At 73.0% G+C, this 16,741-nt stretch carries 17 protein-coding genes; 8 read left to right on the forward strand and 9 right to left on the reverse strand.

What is annotated here, in order from left to right; genetic code table 11:
• Positions 1 to 44: 44 nt before the first annotated feature.
• Positions 45 to 1,592, reverse strand: a complete 1,548-nt coding sequence (locus ABD811_RS04120; protein ID WP_344940888.1) for an amino acid adenylation domain-containing protein — start codon at positions 1,590 to 1,592, stop codon at positions 45 to 47.
• Between the two features lie 292 nt (positions 1,593 to 1,884).
• On the opposite strand from ABD811_RS04120, the gene sbnA reads away from it, so the two are divergent.
• From sbnA to ABD811_RS04135, 3 genes are read left to right on the forward strand one after another with little or no spacing between them, the layout of a single operon-like run.
• A complete protein-coding gene (gene sbnA / locus ABD811_RS04125) occupies positions 1,885 to 2,973 on the forward strand; it encodes a 2,3-diaminopropionate biosynthesis protein SbnA (RefSeq protein ID WP_344940891.1) in 1,089 nt (362 codons plus the stop codon).
• Entirely contained in the window at positions 2,970 to 3,986 is a 1,017-nt protein-coding gene (sbnB, locus tag ABD811_RS04130; RefSeq protein WP_344940894.1) for a 2,3-diaminopropionate biosynthesis protein SbnB, read from the forward strand. The genes sbnA and sbnB overlap by 4 nt, the downstream gene beginning before the upstream one ends.
• Before the next feature lie 32 nt (positions 3,987 to 4,018).
• On the forward strand, positions 4,019 to 4,252 hold the full coding sequence (locus tag ABD811_RS04135) for a hypothetical protein (RefSeq protein ID WP_344940897.1): 234 nt from the start codon (positions 4,019 to 4,021) through the stop codon (positions 4,250 to 4,252).
• Between the two features lie 11 nt (positions 4,253 to 4,263).
• Here ABD811_RS04135 and ABD811_RS04140 read toward each other — a convergent pair whose 3' ends face one another.
• Complete coding sequence (locus ABD811_RS04140; RefSeq protein WP_344940900.1) at positions 4,264 to 5,247, reverse strand: aldo/keto reductase; 984 nt, start codon at positions 5,245 to 5,247, stop codon at positions 4,264 to 4,266.
• 46 nt (positions 5,248 to 5,293) lie between these two features.
• A complete protein-coding gene (locus ABD811_RS04145; protein ID WP_344940903.1) occupies positions 5,294 to 5,872 on the reverse strand; it encodes a Uma2 family endonuclease in 579 nt (192 codons plus the stop codon).
• A gap of 170 nt (positions 5,873 to 6,042) precedes the next feature.
• Here ABD811_RS04145 and ABD811_RS04150 point away from each other — a divergent pair, with 170 nt between their 5' ends.
• Positions 6,043 to 7,158, forward strand: coding sequence for an acyl-CoA dehydrogenase family protein (locus ABD811_RS04150; protein ID WP_344940906.1), 1,116 nt, complete (start codon positions 6,043 to 6,045; stop codon positions 7,156 to 7,158).
• Here ABD811_RS04150 and ABD811_RS04155 read toward each other — a convergent pair.
• A complete protein-coding gene (locus tag ABD811_RS04155) occupies positions 7,133 to 7,543 on the reverse strand; it encodes a DUF2000 family protein (protein ID WP_344940909.1) in 411 nt (136 codons plus the stop codon). The two genes, ABD811_RS04150 and ABD811_RS04155, sit on opposite strands and share 26 nt — an antisense overlap.
• 51 nt (positions 7,544 to 7,594) lie before the next feature.
• On the opposite strand from ABD811_RS04155, the gene ABD811_RS04160 reads away from it, so the two are divergent.
• Positions 7,595 to 8,422: an AraC family transcriptional regulator gene (locus ABD811_RS04160; RefSeq protein ID WP_344940912.1), complete on the forward strand. Its 828-nt coding sequence runs from the start codon at positions 7,595 to 7,597 to the stop codon at positions 8,420 to 8,422.
• A 49-nt stretch (positions 8,423 to 8,471) separates the two neighbouring features.
• Positions 8,472 to 9,476: an ADP-ribosylglycohydrolase family protein gene (locus ABD811_RS04165; RefSeq protein ID WP_344940914.1), complete on the forward strand. Its 1,005-nt coding sequence runs from the start codon at positions 8,472 to 8,474 to the stop codon at positions 9,474 to 9,476.
• A 1-nt stretch (position 9,477) separates the two neighbouring features.
• On the opposite strand, the gene ABD811_RS04170 is transcribed toward ABD811_RS04165, so the two are convergent.
• From ABD811_RS04170 to ABD811_RS04190, 5 genes are all read right to left on the reverse strand, one after another.
• Positions 9,478 to 9,900, reverse strand: coding sequence for a TIGR03668 family PPOX class F420-dependent oxidoreductase (locus ABD811_RS04170; RefSeq protein WP_344940917.1), 423 nt, complete (start codon positions 9,898 to 9,900; stop codon positions 9,478 to 9,480).
• Positions 9,901 to 9,968: 68 nt separating this feature from the next.
• Positions 9,969 to 10,772 carry an enoyl-CoA hydratase gene (locus ABD811_RS04175; RefSeq protein ID WP_344940920.1) on the reverse strand — a complete coding sequence of 268 codons (804 nt, stop codon included), beginning with the start codon at positions 10,770 to 10,772 and terminating at the stop codon, positions 9,969 to 9,971.
• Positions 10,773 to 10,831: 59 nt separating this feature from the next.
• Positions 10,832 to 11,482 (reverse strand): class II aldolase/adducin family protein, encoded by a 651-nt coding sequence (locus ABD811_RS04180; RefSeq protein ID WP_344940923.1) that lies wholly within the window; start codon positions 11,480 to 11,482, stop codon positions 10,832 to 10,834.
• A 167-nt stretch (positions 11,483 to 11,649) separates the two neighbouring features.
• A complete protein-coding gene (locus ABD811_RS04185; protein WP_344940926.1) occupies positions 11,650 to 13,200 on the reverse strand; it encodes an AMP-binding protein in 1,551 nt (516 codons plus the stop codon).
• Between the two features lie 199 nt (positions 13,201 to 13,399).
• The gene (locus ABD811_RS04190; RefSeq protein ID WP_344940929.1) at positions 13,400 to 14,068 is read right to left on the reverse strand and encodes an ACT domain-containing protein; all 669 of its coding nucleotides are present in this window, start codon (positions 14,066 to 14,068) and stop codon (positions 13,400 to 13,402) included.
• 194 nt (positions 14,069 to 14,262) lie between these two features.
• Between ABD811_RS04190 and ABD811_RS04195 the strand changes: the two genes are divergently transcribed.
• Both ABD811_RS04195 and ABD811_RS04200 read left to right on the forward strand, forming a co-directional pair.
• Positions 14,263 to 15,138 (forward strand): nucleotide exchange factor GrpE, encoded by an 876-nt coding sequence (locus ABD811_RS04195; RefSeq protein ID WP_344940932.1) that lies wholly within the window; start codon positions 14,263 to 14,265, stop codon positions 15,136 to 15,138.
• 7 nt (positions 15,139 to 15,145) lie between these two features.
• Positions 15,146 to 16,729, forward strand: a complete 1,584-nt coding sequence (locus tag ABD811_RS04200) for an Hsp70 family protein (RefSeq protein WP_344940934.1) — start codon at positions 15,146 to 15,148, stop codon at positions 16,727 to 16,729.
• The last annotated feature ends 12 nt before the right edge of the window (positions 16,730 to 16,741 follow it).

The raw sequence follows: 16,741 nt of genomic DNA on the forward strand, positions 1-16,741 counted from the left end.
GACAAAGGACGACAACCGGTAAGGGACGATGTGATTACGTTGCGTTATGACGGCCGGTGCGCCTCGTGGACGATCACGGCGGCGGCGCCGACGGACGGATGCCGCCGCAGCACGGCCTCGATCTCGCCCAGCTCCATCCGGACGCCCGCGATCTTGACCTGGCGGTCCACCCGTCCCAGGTACTGCAGCACGGGCCGGTCCCGCCCGCCCTCCCCGGGCGGCAGCAACCTGACCGCGTCGCCGGTGCGGTAGAGGCGTCCCGCCTGGTCGAACGGGTCGCGGTAGAACGCGGCGCGGGTGCGTTCGGGGTCGCCCAGGTAGCCGCGTCCCACGCAGACGCCGCCGACGAACAGCTCGCCGGTCTCACCGATCTCGCAGGCGCTCCAGGAGCCGTCCTCCCCCTCCTCCGCCCCCTCCTCGGGCGAGGGGGCGCGCAGCACGTACAGGCGCGCGTTGAGGATCGGCGTGCCGATGGGCAGGCGCAGCAGGTCCAGGTCGCCTTCGGTCACGGTGTGGTGGGTGACGTCGTCGGAGCACTCGGTGGGGCCGTAGGCGTTGAGCAGCCGCGCGTGCGGCATCGCGGCCAGCCAGCGGCGCGCCAGCTCGGCGGGCAGCTCCTCGCCGGTGGCGATCATCCAGCGCAGCCCGGCCAGCGCGCCGGCCTGGCCGGGTGTGGCCGCCAGGTCGTCCAGCAGGTGCCGGACCATGGTCGGCACCAGCTCCACCACCGTGATGGCGCGCCGCTCCACCGCATGCGCGAACGCGACCGGGTCGTGCCCCACCTCGTCGTCGACCACCTCCACCCGGCCGCCCACCAGCAGCGGGCACAGCATCTGCCACACCGAGATGTCGAAGCCCAGCGGGGCGGTCTGGGCGACCGCGTCGGCCCCGGTCAGCTCCAGGTCGACGATCTTGGCGTAGAGGTGGTTGATCATGCCGCGGTGCTCGACGACCGCGCCCTTGGGGCGGCCGGTCGACCCGGAGGTGAACAGCACGTACCGGGGCTGGTCCAGGGATTCCAGCCGGGCCGGGCCCGACCACGGCGGGCCCCCGTCCGCGTCCGCCGCCCGCACGATCCGGCACCCCGCCGCCCGCGCCCCCTCGGCCAGCGCCGAGCCCTCCGCCGAGGCGTCGTCGGCGACGAGCAGGAGGCCGGCTCCCGCCTGGTCCAGGACGTCGCGGACGCGGGCGGCGGGCCAGGTCGCGTCGGCGGGCACGTACAGGGCGCCGACCAGCTCGATCGCCAGGAACGCCGCGACCACGGCGGCGCAGCGCTCGCCGCCGACGCCCACGACCGTGCCCGGCCCGGCGCCCGAGCGCTCCAGCAGCGTGGCCAGCCGGCGCGCCTCGGCGGCCAGCTCGGCGTAGGTCAGCGAGCGGTCGCGGTCGCGCACGGCGGGCCGGTCGCGTTCGGCCGCGACCCGCTCCACCCGCGCGATGACGGGATCGTCCAGGTCGACGGCGTGCTCGCGGGTCATCCCGTGCCGGGCGGCCAGCTCCCGGGCGCGGACGACCTCGGTCTCCGGAAGCGGCGGGACGGGCAGTTCGTCCAGGGTGAGCAGCCGGTCGACGGCCCGTCCGCGAGCACTCATGATCACTCTCCGTGAGATCCGACGTCGTCCCCGTCATCAGCGGAAAACCACCGCCGCGCCAGCTTATGGCGCCTTCCGGGAAGATTCCCGCTTTCCACACTACTCATCGGTAAGTAGGGGGTTGCGGGGCGACATGCCCGAAGGTACGGTGATGATCCGCCATGGGACTCTTCGTCCCCGGCGCGGATTCGGGGGGAACTCGGGAAACGCGCGGAAAGCCATTCCGGAGAATTCGGCACGGTTCCGGGGCCTCCACCGAACCGCCAATTGATATTTGTTCGAGGGTGGCAGCGTGCCCATCATCAGCTCGCCGCAGGACTTCAATGTCGAGGATCTCTACGTGGACCTCCGGCCGGTGCTCGGCTGTCCCCTCTACCTCAAGTGCGAGGGCTTCAATTTCGCCGGGTCGGTCAAGCTGAAGGCCGCCGCGCAGATGATCGACGCGGCGGAGCGGGACGGCTCGCTGACCCCCGACTCGATCCTGGTGGAGTCGTCCTCGGGCAACCTGGGCGTGGCGCTGAGCATCATCGCCGCCGCCCGCGGCCGGCGGTTCGTCTGCGTCACCGACCCGCGCTGCAACCCCGCCACCATGCGGCTCATGCGGGCCCTCGGCGCCGAGGTCCGGATCGTCTCCCGCACCGACGCGGCCGGCGGCTATCTGGAGAGCCGCATCTCCTACGTGCGGGAGCTGTGCGCGTCCGACGACCGCTACCTGTGGCTCAACCAGTACGCCAACCCCAACAACTGGCTCGCGCACTACCACGGCACCGCGCCCGCCATCGACCGCGGCTTCCCCGGCCTGGAGGTGCTGTTCGTCGGCGCGGGCACCACCGGCACCCTCATGGGCTGCGCCCGCTACTTCCGCGAACGGCGGCGCCCGGTCACGATCGTGGCGGTGGACGCGGTCGGCTCGGTCACCTTCGGCGGCCTCCCCGAGCGGCGGCTCGTCCCCGGCCTCGGCACCAGCAGCCGCCCCGCGCTGGTCGACGAGTCCTACGTCGACGACGTCGTGCACGTCGCCGAGTCCGACACCATCCGCACCGTGCACCGGCTGTCGGCGCACGGCTTCCTGTTCGGCGGCTCCACCGGCACCGTGGTGTCGGGCGCCGAACGGTGGCTGGCCGCCAAGTACCCCGGAGCCGACCCGGTCGCCGTCGCGATCGCGCCCGACATGGGTGAACGCTACCTGGACTCGCTGTACGAGGAACGCTGGCTGCGCCGCCACTTCCCCGACCTGGTGCCGGACCTGTTCCCCGGCACCGCGCCCGGCCCGCCCGCCGACGCGCCGGCCGAGGCGCCCGCCGACGCGCCCGCCGGCGACGCGGCCCGGGACCTCACCGCCGTCACCGACCTCACCGACCCGCGACGGAGCCGCACATGAACCAGCCCCCCTCCTTCGCCGTGATTCCCGGCGACCAGGTGCAGGACGCTCTCGGCGGCCGCGAGCAGCGGGTCATCGAGACCGTCGAGGCCGCCTACCGGCGGCACGGCGAGGGCGGCACGGTCAACCCCGACTCCTACTTCCTGCGCTTCCCCGACCGGCCGTCCGCGCGGATCATCGCGCTGCCCGCCTCGCTCGGCGACGTGCACGGCATCAAGTGGATCTCCAGCTTCCCGGAGAACGTCGCGGCCGGGCTGCCCCGCGCCTCCGCCGTGCTGATCCTCAACGACGCCGAGACCGGCTACCCGTTCGCCTGCCTGGAAAGCTCGATCATCAGCGCGGCCCGCACCGCCGCGTCCGCCGCCCTGGCCGCGGCCCGGCTCGCCGACGCGCGCGGCGACCGCCCCCGCCGCGCCGGGTTCGTCGGCGCCGGGCTGATCGCCCGCTACGTCCACACCTACCTGCGCGCCGCCGGGTTCGCCTTCGACGAGGTCGGCGTGCACGACCTGTCCGCCGCGCACGCCGCGGGCTTCCGCGGCTACCTGCGGCGCGCGGGCGAGACCGCCGTCACCGTCCACGACAAGGCCGAGGACCTCATCCGCTCCTGCGACCTGGTGGTCTTCGCGACCGTGGCGGGCGAGCCGCACGTCACCGACCCCGGCTGGTTCGCGCACGCGCCGCTGGTGCTGCACATCTCGCTGCGGGACCTGTCCCCCGAGATCATCCTGGCCTCCTGGAACGTCCTGGACGACGTCGACCACTGCCTGAAGGCCGGCACCTCCCCGCATCTGACCGAACAGCTCGTCGGACACCGCGGCTTCGTCGCCGGGACGCTCCACGACGTGCTGACCGGCGCCCTCGTCCCACCCGCCGACCGGCCCGTGATCTTCTCCCCGTTCGGCCTGGGCGTCCTCGACCTGGCCGTGGCGCTGCACGTCTACGAGCACGTCGCCGCCGCGGGCGGGCTGCACACCGTCCCCGGCTTCTTCCACGAACTCGACCGCTACGGCTGAATCGCCCGCCTCCCTGCGGGCATGGGTCGGGCATGAGGGAACAACGCGGCGACGTCCAGGAACTGACCGACTTCGAGCTGACGGTGTACGAGGCGGTCGCCGAGATCGACACGGACGGCGGCACCGCCGACCTCGCCACGCTGAACCGCCAGATCGACCGCCCCGAGGAGGACATCCGCGCGGCACTGGCCCACCTGCTGGCCGTGGGCCATCTGCGTTCGAGCGGCGCGGGCTTCGTCCTCGGCTCGCACGACTGGTCCCCGTGAACCGCCCCTGATCAGAAGTGGCCGCTGATGGGATGCGGCCGGTAGGGGGCCTCCAGGCGGGCCTTCTCGTCGTCGGTGAGCGTCACCTCGGCCGCGGCGATCGCCTCGGTCAGGTGGGTCTCCCTGCTCGCGCCGATGATCGGCGACACGACCCCGGGCCGGTCGAGCAGCCAGGCGAGGGCGACCTGCGCCATCGACACGCCCCGCTCGCCGGCGACCGCCCGCACCGCGTCCACGATGTCGAAGTCGCCCTCGTCGGTGTAGAGGCTCTCGGCGTACCGGTCGGTGCGGGACCGCAGCGTGTGGCGGCTGCCGCCGCGGTCGCGGGTGCCCGCCAGCAGGCCGCGGGCCAGCGGGCTCCACGGCGTCACGCCCACCCCCTGGTCGAGGCACAGCGGGATCATCTCCCGCTCCTCCTCGCGGTAGACCAGGTTGTAGTGGTTCTGCATGGACACGAACCGCGTCCAGCCGTTGAGCTGTGCGACGTGCTGGGCCTTGGCGAACTGCCAGGCGAACATGCTGGACGCGCCGATGTAGCGGGCCTTGCCCGCCCGGACGACGTCGTGGAGCGCCTCCATCGTCTCCTCGATGGGCGTCTCGTAGTCCCAGCGGTGGATGATGTAGAGGTCCACGAAGTCGGTGCCGAGCCGCCGCAGCGACGCGTCGATCCCGTCCATGATGTGCTTGCGCGACAGGCCCCGGTCGTTGGGCCCGGACCCCATCGGGTTGTAGACCTTGGTGGCGAGCACGTAGTCGTCGCGGCGGGCGAAGTACTCGCGCAGCAGCCGCCCGGTGATCTCCTCGCTGGTGCCCTCGTTGTACATGTCGGCGGTGTCGAAGAAGTTGACGCCCGCCTCGACCGCCGCCCGCACGATCGGCGCCGCCGCGGCCTCGTCCACCGCCCAGGCCCGCGACTCGCTCGCGCCGAACGTCATCATGCCCAGGCAGATCCGCGACACCTTGAGCCCGCTGCCGCCCAGCCGCACGTACTCCATCACACCGCCCTCGCGTAGATCTCGTCCAAGATCCTACGCGCGGCCGTCAGAACAGCTCGGAGGTGTCCAACTCGAAGTCGAACGGCTCCGGCAACACGATCGCCTTGCCGAACGGCACGCGGACGTCCGCGAAGTAGTCGTCGTCCTTCGGTTCGCTGAACAGCGTGACCGTCTGCTTCTCCCGGTCCACCAGCAGGTACAGCGGAATCCCCGCCCGCGCGTAGCAGTGCCGCTTGACCACCCGGTCGGGCTCGGGCCGCGAGGAGGTCACCTCCACCACCATGTCGATCCCCTCGGCGGGCGACCACGGCTCGTCGTCGTTGTAGAGGTCGGCCTCTTCACGGACGAACGTGCCGTCCGGGATGACGTGATTCTTCGGGCATCGGCCGTCGCTCGGAGTGACGAGGCCCTTGTTGCCCCAGAAGTCGAACCGTGTATCGCTCTTCTCGACGACCTGCCGGACCAGCTTCCAGATGTTCTTGTCATGCCCGCCGCCGGGGGGTGGTGTCACGACGATCTCTCCGTCGATCAGCTCTGCTCGGAAACCCTCGGGAGTTTGGAGGGCGAGGAATCCTTCGAGGAGGGTGTCCTCCTGCGCCTGTGGTTCATGAGCCATGACGGTCATGCCCTGCTCCCTTCCTCGTTGCCGAGATCGTAGTAGCAGAGCGCCACCTTCCATGTGCGAATCGTAGCGACCAACCCTTCGTTTCCAGCCTACGGGTTGGGGGTGGTGCGCGCCTGCGGTCGTGCGGCAGGATGTGATACCAAGCGGGCGTTTGGTTGGGAGGTTCGGGGATGGGGCTGGTCGGCACCGAGGAGCAGCGGGAGCTGCGGGAGACGCTGCGGCGGTTCTTCGCCGACAAGTCGCCGAGCGCGCAGGTGCGGCGGCTGATGGCGACGGACGAGGGGTACGACCCGAAGGTCTGGGCGCAGATGGCCGAGCAGGTGGGGCTGCAGGGCCTGGCGATCCCCGAGGAGTACGGCGGGGCCGGGTTCGGGATGCGGGAGCTGGCCGTCGTCATGGAGGAGATGGGGCGGGCGCTGGTGTGCGCGCCGTTCCTGTCCTCGGTGGTGCTGGCCGGGTACGCGCTGCTCGATGCCGGGGATGAGGAGGCCGCCCGCGAACTGCTGCCGGGCATCGCCGACGGGAGCACGCTGGCCACGCTGGCGTGGATGGAGGACGAGCGGTGGGACGTCCGGCACGTGGAGATGGCCGCCCGGCCCGCTCCGGACGGCTGGGTGCTCGACGGCGTCAAGACCTACGTGCTGGACGGCCATGTCGCCGACCTGATCCTGGTGGTGGCGCGTCAGGGCGAGCGGCTCGCGCTGTTCGCGGTGCGCGGCGGCGCGGACGGGCTCACCCGGGCGCCCCTGACCACGCTCGACCAGACGCGGAAGATGGCGCGCCTGGAATTCCACGGCGTGAGGGGCCGGCCGGTCGGGGTCCACGGCCCGCGCGTCATGGACATGGCGGCGGTGGCGCTGGCGGCCGAGCAGCTCGGCGGCGCGCAGCGGGCGCTGGAGATGACGGTCGAGTACGTCAAGATGCGCCGCCAGTTCGGCAGGCCGATCGGGAGCTTCCAGGCGGTCAAGCACCGGTGCGCGGACATGTTCGTGCTGGTGGAGTCGGCCCGGTCGGCGGTGATGCACGCCGCGGACGCGGCCGACGGCGCCCCGGACGAGCTGCCCGTCGCCGCCGCGCTGGCCAAGGCGTACTGCTCGGAGGCGTTCTTCCACGTCGCCGCCGAGGCCGTCCAGCTCCACGGCGGCATCGGCTTCACCTGGGAGCACGACGCGCACCTGTACTTCAAGCGGGCGAAGTCCTCGCAGGAGCTGCTCGGGTCCCCGGCGGCGCATCGGGCCCGGCTGGCCGAGCTCGCCGGGATCACGGGTGCAGCGACAGGCCCTTGAGCATCTTGTCCACAGGGTTCTTCGGCCCGTACAGGGCCAGGCCGACCAGCGGCATCTCCTCGGCGGTGACGGCGCGGACGGTGGCGCGGTTGTCGGCGTCGTGGCCGGTCTTGAACATGTCCTCGATGTAGACGGCCATGCTCGTCTCGCGGGCCAGGGCGCGGGCGTGGACGCGGGCGAGGTCCTCTCCGGTGCCCGCGTAGACCAGCACGGGCTGGCGGAACGTCGGCAGGTAGCGGTCGCCCGAGGCGTTCTCGTAGGGCTCGCCGATCAGGTCGGGGTGCCCGGCGGCGACCGCGCCGGCCAGGAACGCGGTGACGTTCAGCCGCTGCCAGGCGGCCAGGTCGTCCCGCACCACGATGGCGATCTTGGTGTCGAAGCGCATGCGGGCCATGCTGGCCGGGGGCGTCGCCGACCGTCTTGTACGCTCGTGCGCGTGACCGGCGAGTGGACCCGTTACTGGCGCGCCGGGGACCGGCCGCTGGAGGCCATGCACGCCCGCTTCGAACGGCACTCCTACCACCGGCACAGCCACGAGACGTACTCCTTCGGCGTCACCGAGGAGGGGCAGCAGGCGTTCCGGTGCCGGGGCGCGGCGCACACCAGCGCGGCCGGGATGGTCATGGCCTTCAACCCCGACGACCCGCACGACGGCGGGCCCGCCGACCGGATCGGGTTCACCTACCGGATCGTCCATCTGGGTCCCGAGCTGGTCGGCGACGTGCTCGCCGACATCGCCGGGCGCCCGGCGGGGCTGCCGTTGTTCGCCTCTCCCGTGGTGGAGGATCCGCTGCCGGCGCACGACCTGCGGGCCCTGCACCGCGCGCTGCTCGGCGACGCGTCGCGGCTGCGGCGGGACGAGCTGCTGACCTCGGCCGTGGCGTCGATGGTGCGCCGCGCCGCCGTCCGCCCGGGCCGCGTGTCCGCGCCCGTGCTGCCGCGAGGGGACGTGCGGGTGGTCGAACGGGCCCGGGCACGGCTGCACGACGGTTTCCTGGACGACCTCTCCGCCGACGAGCTGGCCCGCGAGGCCGGATGCAGCCGGTTCGCGCTGTACCGGGCGTTCCGGCGGGCGTACGGGATGGGCCCCAGCGACTACCAGCGTCAGCTGCGCCTGCGCGCCGCCCGCCGCCGCATCGCTCGCGGCGAGACGATCGCCGAGACCGCCGCCCGCACCGGCTTCGCCGACCAGAGCCACCTGACCCGCTGGTTCGTGCGCTGCTACGGCGTCACCCCCGCCGCGTATCGCCGCGCCGTCCGGTGATGCGGCGATTACGGCAGAATGCCCGGCGAGGCGACGGTGAGGAGGGGTCGTGGCGGGACGGGCCAGTGGCAGCATCTTCGGGCTGGCGTACGGGGACGCGCTGGGCAAGCCGACGGAGTTCCTCGACATGCGGCGGATCGAACGGCAGTACGGGCCCGGCGGGCCGCGTGAGCCGGAGGGCGACCCGGCGCTGGTCACCGACGACACGCAGATGGGCCTCGCCGTGGGCGAGGGGCTGCTCGACGCGCTGGGAAACCCGCCGTTCACGCCCGATCTGATCACGCCGATCTGGCGGCGCAGGTTCATCGACTGGGCGCGCAGCCCCGACAACAACCGGGCCCCGGGCAACACCTGCCTGCGCGCCATCGCGGGGCTGGCCGAGGGGCGTCCGTGGGCGGAGGCGACGGTCCGCGACTCCAAGGGCTGCGGCGCGAACATGCGCGTCACGCCGGTGGGGCTGGTCCCGGGGCTGACGGACGAGCAGCGGTCGGGGGCGGCGCAGTTTCAGGCGGCGCTCACCCACGGCCATCCCACGGGCCTGGCGGCCAGCGAGCTGACGGCGTACGCGGTGTGGTGGCTGCGGGAGGGCCTGGTGGCGCCCGAGGAGCTGCCCCGGGCGTTGCGCGAACGCTGCCACGCCCAGCGCACCACCTACCACGAGCGGTGGCTGGGCCAGCTGTGGCAGCGGCCCGGCGTGGACACCCCGCAGGAGTTCATCGCGCGGGGCTGGGACGAATGCCTGGCGGCGCTCGACCGCCTGGACGCGGCCCTCGCCGTGGCCGACCGCGACGCCGACCCGTGCGAGGCGACCGGCGGCGGCTGGATCGCCGAGGAGGCCCTGGCCACGGCGCTGCTGTGCTTCCTGTTGTTCCCGGACGACCCGGTGGCCGCCATCCGGCGCGGCGCGGCCAGCTCGGGCGACTCCGACTCGATCGCGTGCCTGGCGGGGGCGTTCGCGGGCGCTCACCTGGGCATGGACGCCTGGCCCGCCGAATGGGCGGCGCGGATCGAGTACGCCGACCGGCTGGCGCGACTCGGCCGGGCGTGGGACTGAGCTACCCGGAGGCGGACCAGCCGCTCCAGGCGTCGATCGTGACGGCGATGACGGGGCCCTCGGGCGGGCGGTCGCGGTACTGGGCGTAGCGGTCGCGGAGCAGGGCGATCGGCCCGGCCATCCCCGCGTCGTCCTCGATGACGCGGGCGTGGCCGTCCGCGCGCACCCACCACAGGCGCTCCCAGTCGTCGTCGTAGTGGTCGGCCAGCAGCGACACGTGCGGGTTGGCGCGGATGTTGGCCAGGCGGCGCAGGTCGCGGGACCGCTTGGGCTTGTGGTCGACGGCGGTGTAGAGGACGCCCCGGCGCACGGCGAAGGTCACCGGCACCAGGTGCGGGCGGCCGTGCTCGTCCACGGTGGCCAGCCGGACGACCGGGACCGAGGTGAGCCGCCCCCAGGCGGCGTCCTGCGTGAGCCTGGGCATACTCGCAGCCTGTCACGGATGCCGCCCGCGGCCCAGGGGCGGCCCCAGGGAGCGGTCGCGGGCGCGGGTCAGTCGCGGAAGTCCGGGGGGCGGTTCTCCCTGCGGGCCTGGACGGCCTCCTCGAAGTTGCGCGTGGTGAGGCGGACGAACAGCTGGGCGAGGCCCTCGTGGTCCATGTGGGCGTTCAGGCTGGCGGCGTCCAGGGACGACCACAGCATCCGCTTGGTCAGCTCGACGCCGGGGCGGCTGAACCCGGTGACGCGTTCGGCCAGCTCGTAGCAGGCGTCCAGTAGCTTGTCGCCGGGGACGGTGCGCGAGACCAGGCCGATGCGGTCGGCCTCGGCGGCGTCCACGTCGCGGCCGGACAGCATGATCTCGAACGCGCGGGACGCGCCGATCGCGCGCGGCAGCAGGTAGCTCAGGCCGAGCTCGCTCGCGGTGAGCCCGTTGTTGATCCCGGCGGCGCGGAAGGTGGCGGTGTCGGCGGCGATCCGGACGTCGGCGGCCAGGGCCAGGCACATGCCGCCGCCGATCGCCGGGCCGTTGACCGCGGCGATCACCGGCTGGTGCAGGCCGCGCAGCGTGCGCACGACCTCGTCGAGCAGTTCCATCGAGCGCAGCGCGATGGTGGGGACGGTGAGCCCGTCGATGCCCGGGACGCGGCCCGGCGACTCCAGGTCGGCGCCGGAGCAGAAGCCGCGGCCCGCGCCGGTCACGACCACGACGCGCACGTCGTTGTCGGCGCCGACCTCGCGCAGGGCGTCCCGGAAGGGCACCATGACGTCGAAGGCCATCGCGTTCATCCGCTCGGGCCGGTTGAGGGTGAGCAGCGCGACGTGCGGGCGGGGCTTGTCGATCAGGACGAAGGGCATCGGCGGGCCATCCTCTCCGCAAGTGACCTAGCAAGCGCTAGGTTACAAGCCGGGTGGCGTCACGCCTCCCGGCGCGGGTACTCCGGCGGGCGCAGGCCGCGCTCGGTGACCTTGGCCAGCTCCTCCTCGGTCAGGATGCGCGGCTCGCCGATCATCTTGGCCCGCACGTACACGCCGCACAGCCACTCCAGCAGCCGGGCGTTCTCGTACGCCTCGTCCAGGTCGCCGCCCAGGGTGACGCCGCCGTGGTTGCCCATCAGCGCGGCCCGCCGGCCGCCCTCCAGGGCCTTGCGCACGTTGGCGGCCAGCTCGGGCGTGCCGTAGGTGGCGTACTCGGCGACCCGCACCACCCCGCCGAGCAGCAGCGTCGTGTAGTGGATGGCGGGCAGCTCGGTCATGGTGGTGGCGACCACGGCCCCGTAGGTGGAGTGGGTGTGCACGACCGCCGAGGCGTCGGACTCCTCGTAGATCGCCAGGTGCATGGGCGTCTCGGAGGACGGCGCCCGCTCCCCCTCCACCAGGTGGCCCGAGACGTCCAGCACCGGGCAGTCCTCCGGCGTCATCCGGTCGAGCATCATCCCGCCGGGGGTGACCGCCACCAGGTCGCCGGCGCGCACGCTGATGTTGCCGGAGGACCCGGTCACCAGCCCGGTCTCGGCCAGCTGCCGGCCGATCCGGCACACCTCGGCGCGTTCGTCCGCGAGCAACATTGGAATCTCCTTCACATTTACTGGCTGCCACGCCGTACGCTACGGCTTTGCCGATTCGAAGGAGGGCCGGTCAAGCTCGCTGTCAACGCCCCGGGGGCCCGTCGGCACCGGGCCCGGCGCCATGCCGGGCATCGGTTCCGTCCTGACACCCGGACGGCACGGTCCGGCTAGATGCGGCGGGCGTGGTCCTTCCAGTACGGGTCGCGCAGCACGCGCTTGTAGAGCTTGCCGGTCGGGGTGCGGGGCATGGCGTCGACGAAGTCGACCGAGCGGGGCGCCTTGTATCCGGCGAGCGCGGCGCGGCAGTGCGCGACCAGCTCGCCGGCCAGCGCGCCGGACGGCGCGAAGCCGTCGGCCAGCTCCACGGCGGCCTTGACCTGCTCGCCGAACTCCTCGTCCGGCACCCCGAACACCGCCACGTCGCGCACGGCCGGATGGGTGATCAGCACGCCCTCGATCTCGGCCGGGTAGATGTTGACCCCGCCGCTGATGATCATGTCGATGGCGCGGTCGGCCAGGTAGAGGTAGCCGTCCTCGTCCAGGTAGCCGATGTCGCCGGTGGTGAACAGGCCGTCCGGGCGGTGGATGGAGCGCGTCTTGTCCCGGTCGCCCCAGTACTCCACGTCGTCGCCGCTGGTGTAGCGGAACCACAGCGTGCCCGGCTCGCGGGGCGCGGCGGGCGTGCCGTCCTCCCGCAGCACCCGCACCTCGGTGGTGGGCAGCGGACGGCCCACGCTGCCCGGCCGCTCCAGCCACTCCGCCGAGCTGATCACCGAGTTCACCGACGCCTCGGTCGAGCCGTAGTACTCGTACACGATCGGCCCCAGCCAGTCGATCATACGGCGCTTGACCTCCGGGGAGCAGGGCGCGGCGCCGTGCCACACGGCCCGCAGGCTGGATCCGTCGAACGCGGCGCGGGCGGCCTCCTCCAGGCGCAGCAGCCGGACGAACTGGGTCGGCACCAGGTGCACGTTGGTGATCGCGTGCTCGTCGATCAGCCGCAGCGTCTCGGCCGCGTCGAAGCTCCGCCGCATCACCACCGGACGGCCGCGCAGCAGGAAGATGTGCGAGAACAGCCACTGCGCGGAGTGGTAGACGGGCCCGACCAGCAGCGAGCGGCCGCCCTCGGGAATCCGCAGGATCTCGGCGAAAACGTCGCCGATGAGCACGGCGGTGTCCAGCGGGGCCCCGGCGGTGACGAGCTTGCGGGTGACGCCCTTGGGCCGTCCGGTGGTGCCCGAGGTGTACATCATCGGGTAGCCCATGACCTGGTCGGCGGGTTCCCCGTCCGGCCCGCCGGCCAGGAACTCCTCGTACGGCGCGAACCCGGGGACGGCGCCGCCGACCGCGACGCGGGCGGCCAGGTCCAGGCCGTCGGCGGCCTCGGCGGCGACGTCGCCGAACGCGGCCTCGGAGAACAGCGCCCTCGACCCCGAGTCGGTGAGCACGTAGCGCAGCTCGTCGGCCGTCCAGTGCCAGTTGACCAGCACGTAGCGCAGGCCGATGTGCCCGGCGGCGCACATCAGCTCGAAGTACTCGCGGCGGTTGCCCGAGTGGACGGCGATCGTGTCGCCGGCGCGCAGCCCCAGGCCGCGCAGCGCGCCCGCGAGGCGGTCGGCGCGGGCGTTCAGCTCACCCCAGGACGTGACGCCCCGCTCGTCGGTCAGCGCGGCCTGGTCGGGACGGGATTCGGCGAAGGGACGCAGCAGCTCGGCCATGGCGACCTCCCGGCGGCTGGACAACGGCTCCAGAACCGGACTCTAGTCCTCCATGTGACCGCCGTCACGCGGGCGAGCGGACGAGCGGGCGAGCGGGGCGGCCGGCAGGGGAACGGCCCGGTGATGCGACCGCGCCGCCGCATCATCGGGCCGTTCGGGAAACTTAGACGCCGCCGGTATCCCGGTGGTTTCTTACCCGTTAAGAAGTACGCACCAAATCGGGGCCCTTCGTCCCGGTCCCCCGGCCGCCGAGCACCGCCTCGGCCGCGCCCACGAGCTGCGCGAGCCGGGACACCTCGGTGCGGTGGAACGGCGGCGCGCCCGTCCGCGCCACCACCAGCACCCACGCGCCGTCCTCCGGCCCGCCGATCGGGCAGATCGCGAACTGGGTGCCGTCGGGGGCGGTGAAGGCGCGCGGCCGCAGCGGCGCCAGGTCCGGCAGGTCCGGCTCCGGCGCGGCGCCCAGGCTGCAGTGCACCAGCGCGTGCCCGTCCGGGCCGCCCTCGGCCAGCCCCGCCCAGTCGGCGCTGAGCAGGCCCGGCACGGCGTCGGCCAACGTCAGCGGCCCGCGCTCGGGCGCGGACGCCAGCTGCCCGATCAGCGCCGCGTCCGGATAGGCGCCCTGCGGCTCGACGGTCTGCCAGACGCCGACCGGCTGCACGCCCGGCACCGACCCCAGCCCGTCGAGCAGCCGCTCGAAGCCCGCCCCCGCGGGCCATACGACGGTGAAGTCGTCCAGGGCCCGCCCGCCGTCGCGTTCCAGGACGGCCATCTGCACCACGTCGGCGCCCGCGGCCCCCAGCATCCGTGCCACCCTGCCCAGCGAGCCGGGACGATCCGGCAGCCGGACGCGAATCCGCAGCAACATGGTCCACCTCCTGTGCTCCAACAGTCCGGTTCAGGTTGCGGGAGCCGCGTTTCGGATCTGTTACCGCCGCGTGTCGAAGCCGACAAACAGCCGCAGGTAGGGCAAACCTACGACGGGGCGAGTCAACGAAAAGTCCCGGGAAGGTCAACGGCGGACCTACCCTCGTCCCCGGCGGCCCGTTAGGGTTACTGCACGTGTCGAGCGCTCCGGGTCGTCGAGTAAACGAGGTCTCCGAGGAGGCCGCCGCGCGCCCGCCCGCCGAGACCGATGATCTCGACGCGGTCACCGACGGTGACGCGTTCGCCGGGGTCCGCGACGCGCTGGCCGCCCTGGCCGCGCGGCTCGACCGCGAGCACGAGCGGGCCGCGCACCGTGAGGCCGTGATCGACCGCCTGCACGAGGAGAACGAGCGGCTGCGGCGCGGCGAGCTGCAGACGGCGCTCGAACCGCTGCGCGCCGCCCTCTACCGGCTGCACGACCAGGCCCGCCGCGAGGCCCGCCGGTGGTCCGAGCCCGACCCGCCCGAGCCCGCGCACGCCGCCGCGCTGCTGGCGGCGGTGGCCGACGAGATCGCCGACGCGCTGGCCCGGTCGGGCGTGGAGCGCTACACCGTCGAGCCCGGCGAGCCGTTCGACGCGGTGCGGCACCGCCCGGTCGCGGTCGAGCGCGTCACCGACCCGGCGCTGGCGGGCACCGTGCTGTGGGCGCGCTCGGACGGGTTCGAGCAGGGCGGACGGGTGGTGCGCAAGGCCGAGGTCTGCGTCGCCAAGCCCGCCGGCCCCGCCGAGGGCCCGGCCACCGACCCCGCCGCGGACCGCACCGCGGATCACACCGCGGACCGCACCGCCGACGCCGCCGCCGACCCGGCGCCGGACGCGGCAACGGCCGCCGGCACCGCCACGGGGCCGGATCCGGCCGCCGGAACTGATCCAACGAGTGGGCAAAGTCACCCGCGCGAGGCCGGGAGGAGCGAGACGATGTCGTCAACCGCATCGGCAACGCCGCCCTCCGCGTCTAGCGCCCGCCGCGCCACCGTGAGCGGCGTGCCCGGACCAGGTAGCGATAGGTGAAGAGGACATGGCCGTCTACGGGATCGACCTGGGAACCACGTACTCCTGCATCGCCTGCATCGACGACGTGGGGCGACCCACGGTCCTGCGCAACCTGGAGGGCACCGACACCACGCCCTCGGTGGTGTACTTCGAGAGCGGCGACAACGTGATCGTCGGCGCCACCGCCAAGGACACCGCGGTGCTCGAACCGGAGAACGTGGTCAGCCTGGTCAAGCGGGACATGGGCCGCGACGTGACGCGCTCCATCCACGGGTTCGACTACACCCCCGAGGAGCTGAGCGCGTTCATCCTGCTCAAGCTGGCCACCGACGCGCGCACCAGCACCGGCGAGGAGGCGCGCGACGTGGTGATCACGGTGCCCGCCTACTTCGGCGCGGCCGAGCGCGACGCCACCCGCAAGGCCGGGCGGATCGCCGGGCTGAACGTCATCGACATCGTGTCCGAGCCGATCGCCGCGGCCGTCACCTACGGGGTGCTCAACCCCGACGCCGACCGCACCATCCTGGTGTACGACCTGGGCGGCGGCACGTTCGACACCACCGTGATCGCGCTGCGCGGCGGGCACATCGAGGTGGTGTGCACCGACGGCGACCACGAGCTCGGCGGCGCCGACTGGGACGCGCGGCTGGTGGAGTACCTGGCCGAGCGGTTCCGCGCCGAGCACCCGGACGCGGGCGACCCGCTGGACGACCGGCAGACCGAGCAGCAGCTGCGCCGCGACGCCGAGGACGCCAAGAAGGCGCTGAGCGCCCGCACCTCCCACACCGTCCGGGTGATGCACGACGGGCGGGTCGCCGCGATCGAGGTGACCCGGGAGAAGCTGGAGGAGCTCACCAAGGACCTGCTCGACCGCACCATCGAGATCACCGGGCGGACGCTGGCCACCGCCGCCGACAAGGGCGTGCGCGACTACGACGACCTGGTGCTGGTGGGCGGCTCCACCAAGATGCCGATCGTGGCGGCGCGGCTGGAGACCGAGCTGGGCCTGACGCCCCGGCTGCAGGACCCCGACCTGGCGGTGGCCAAGGGCGCCGCGCTGTACGCGTTCGAGGAGACCTACCGGCGGCTGGTCGCCGAGGGCGCGGCCGACCGCGCCGAGGAGATGGCCAACCGCGCGGGCCTGACCACCGAGCAGCGGCAGCAGATCGCCGGGCGGCAGATCAGGACGGTCGCCTCGCACGCGTTCGGGATCGTGGTGGTGGACCGCGAAACCGGCGCCGAGCACGTGGCGCACCTGGTGCACGCCAACGACGAGCTGCCCGCGGCCAAGACCGAGGACTTCTTCACCGTCCACGACGACCAGGCCGCCGCCGACATCCGGGTGATGGAGCAGGCGGGCAGCGTGGAGTCTGCCGAGGTCGCCGACAACAACGAGATCGCCACCGGGGAGGTGCGCATCCCGCCGGGCAAGAAGGCGGGCTGGCCGGTGGAGGTGACGTTCGCGCTGGACTCCTCGGGGCTGCTCAACGTGACGGCGGTGGAGAAGGAGACCGGCGACACGCTGGAGCTGAAGATCGACGTGGGCGGCATGTCCGAGGAGGAGGTCGAGAAGTCCCGCCGCGCCCTGTCGCGGGTGCAGGTGAGCTGACGCCCGGGAGGG

This window comes from Actinomadura miaoliensis, assembly GCF_039536785.1.
GTDB classification, from domain to species: domain Bacteria; phylum Actinomycetota; class Actinomycetes; order Streptosporangiales; family Streptosporangiaceae; genus Spirillospora; species Spirillospora miaoliensis.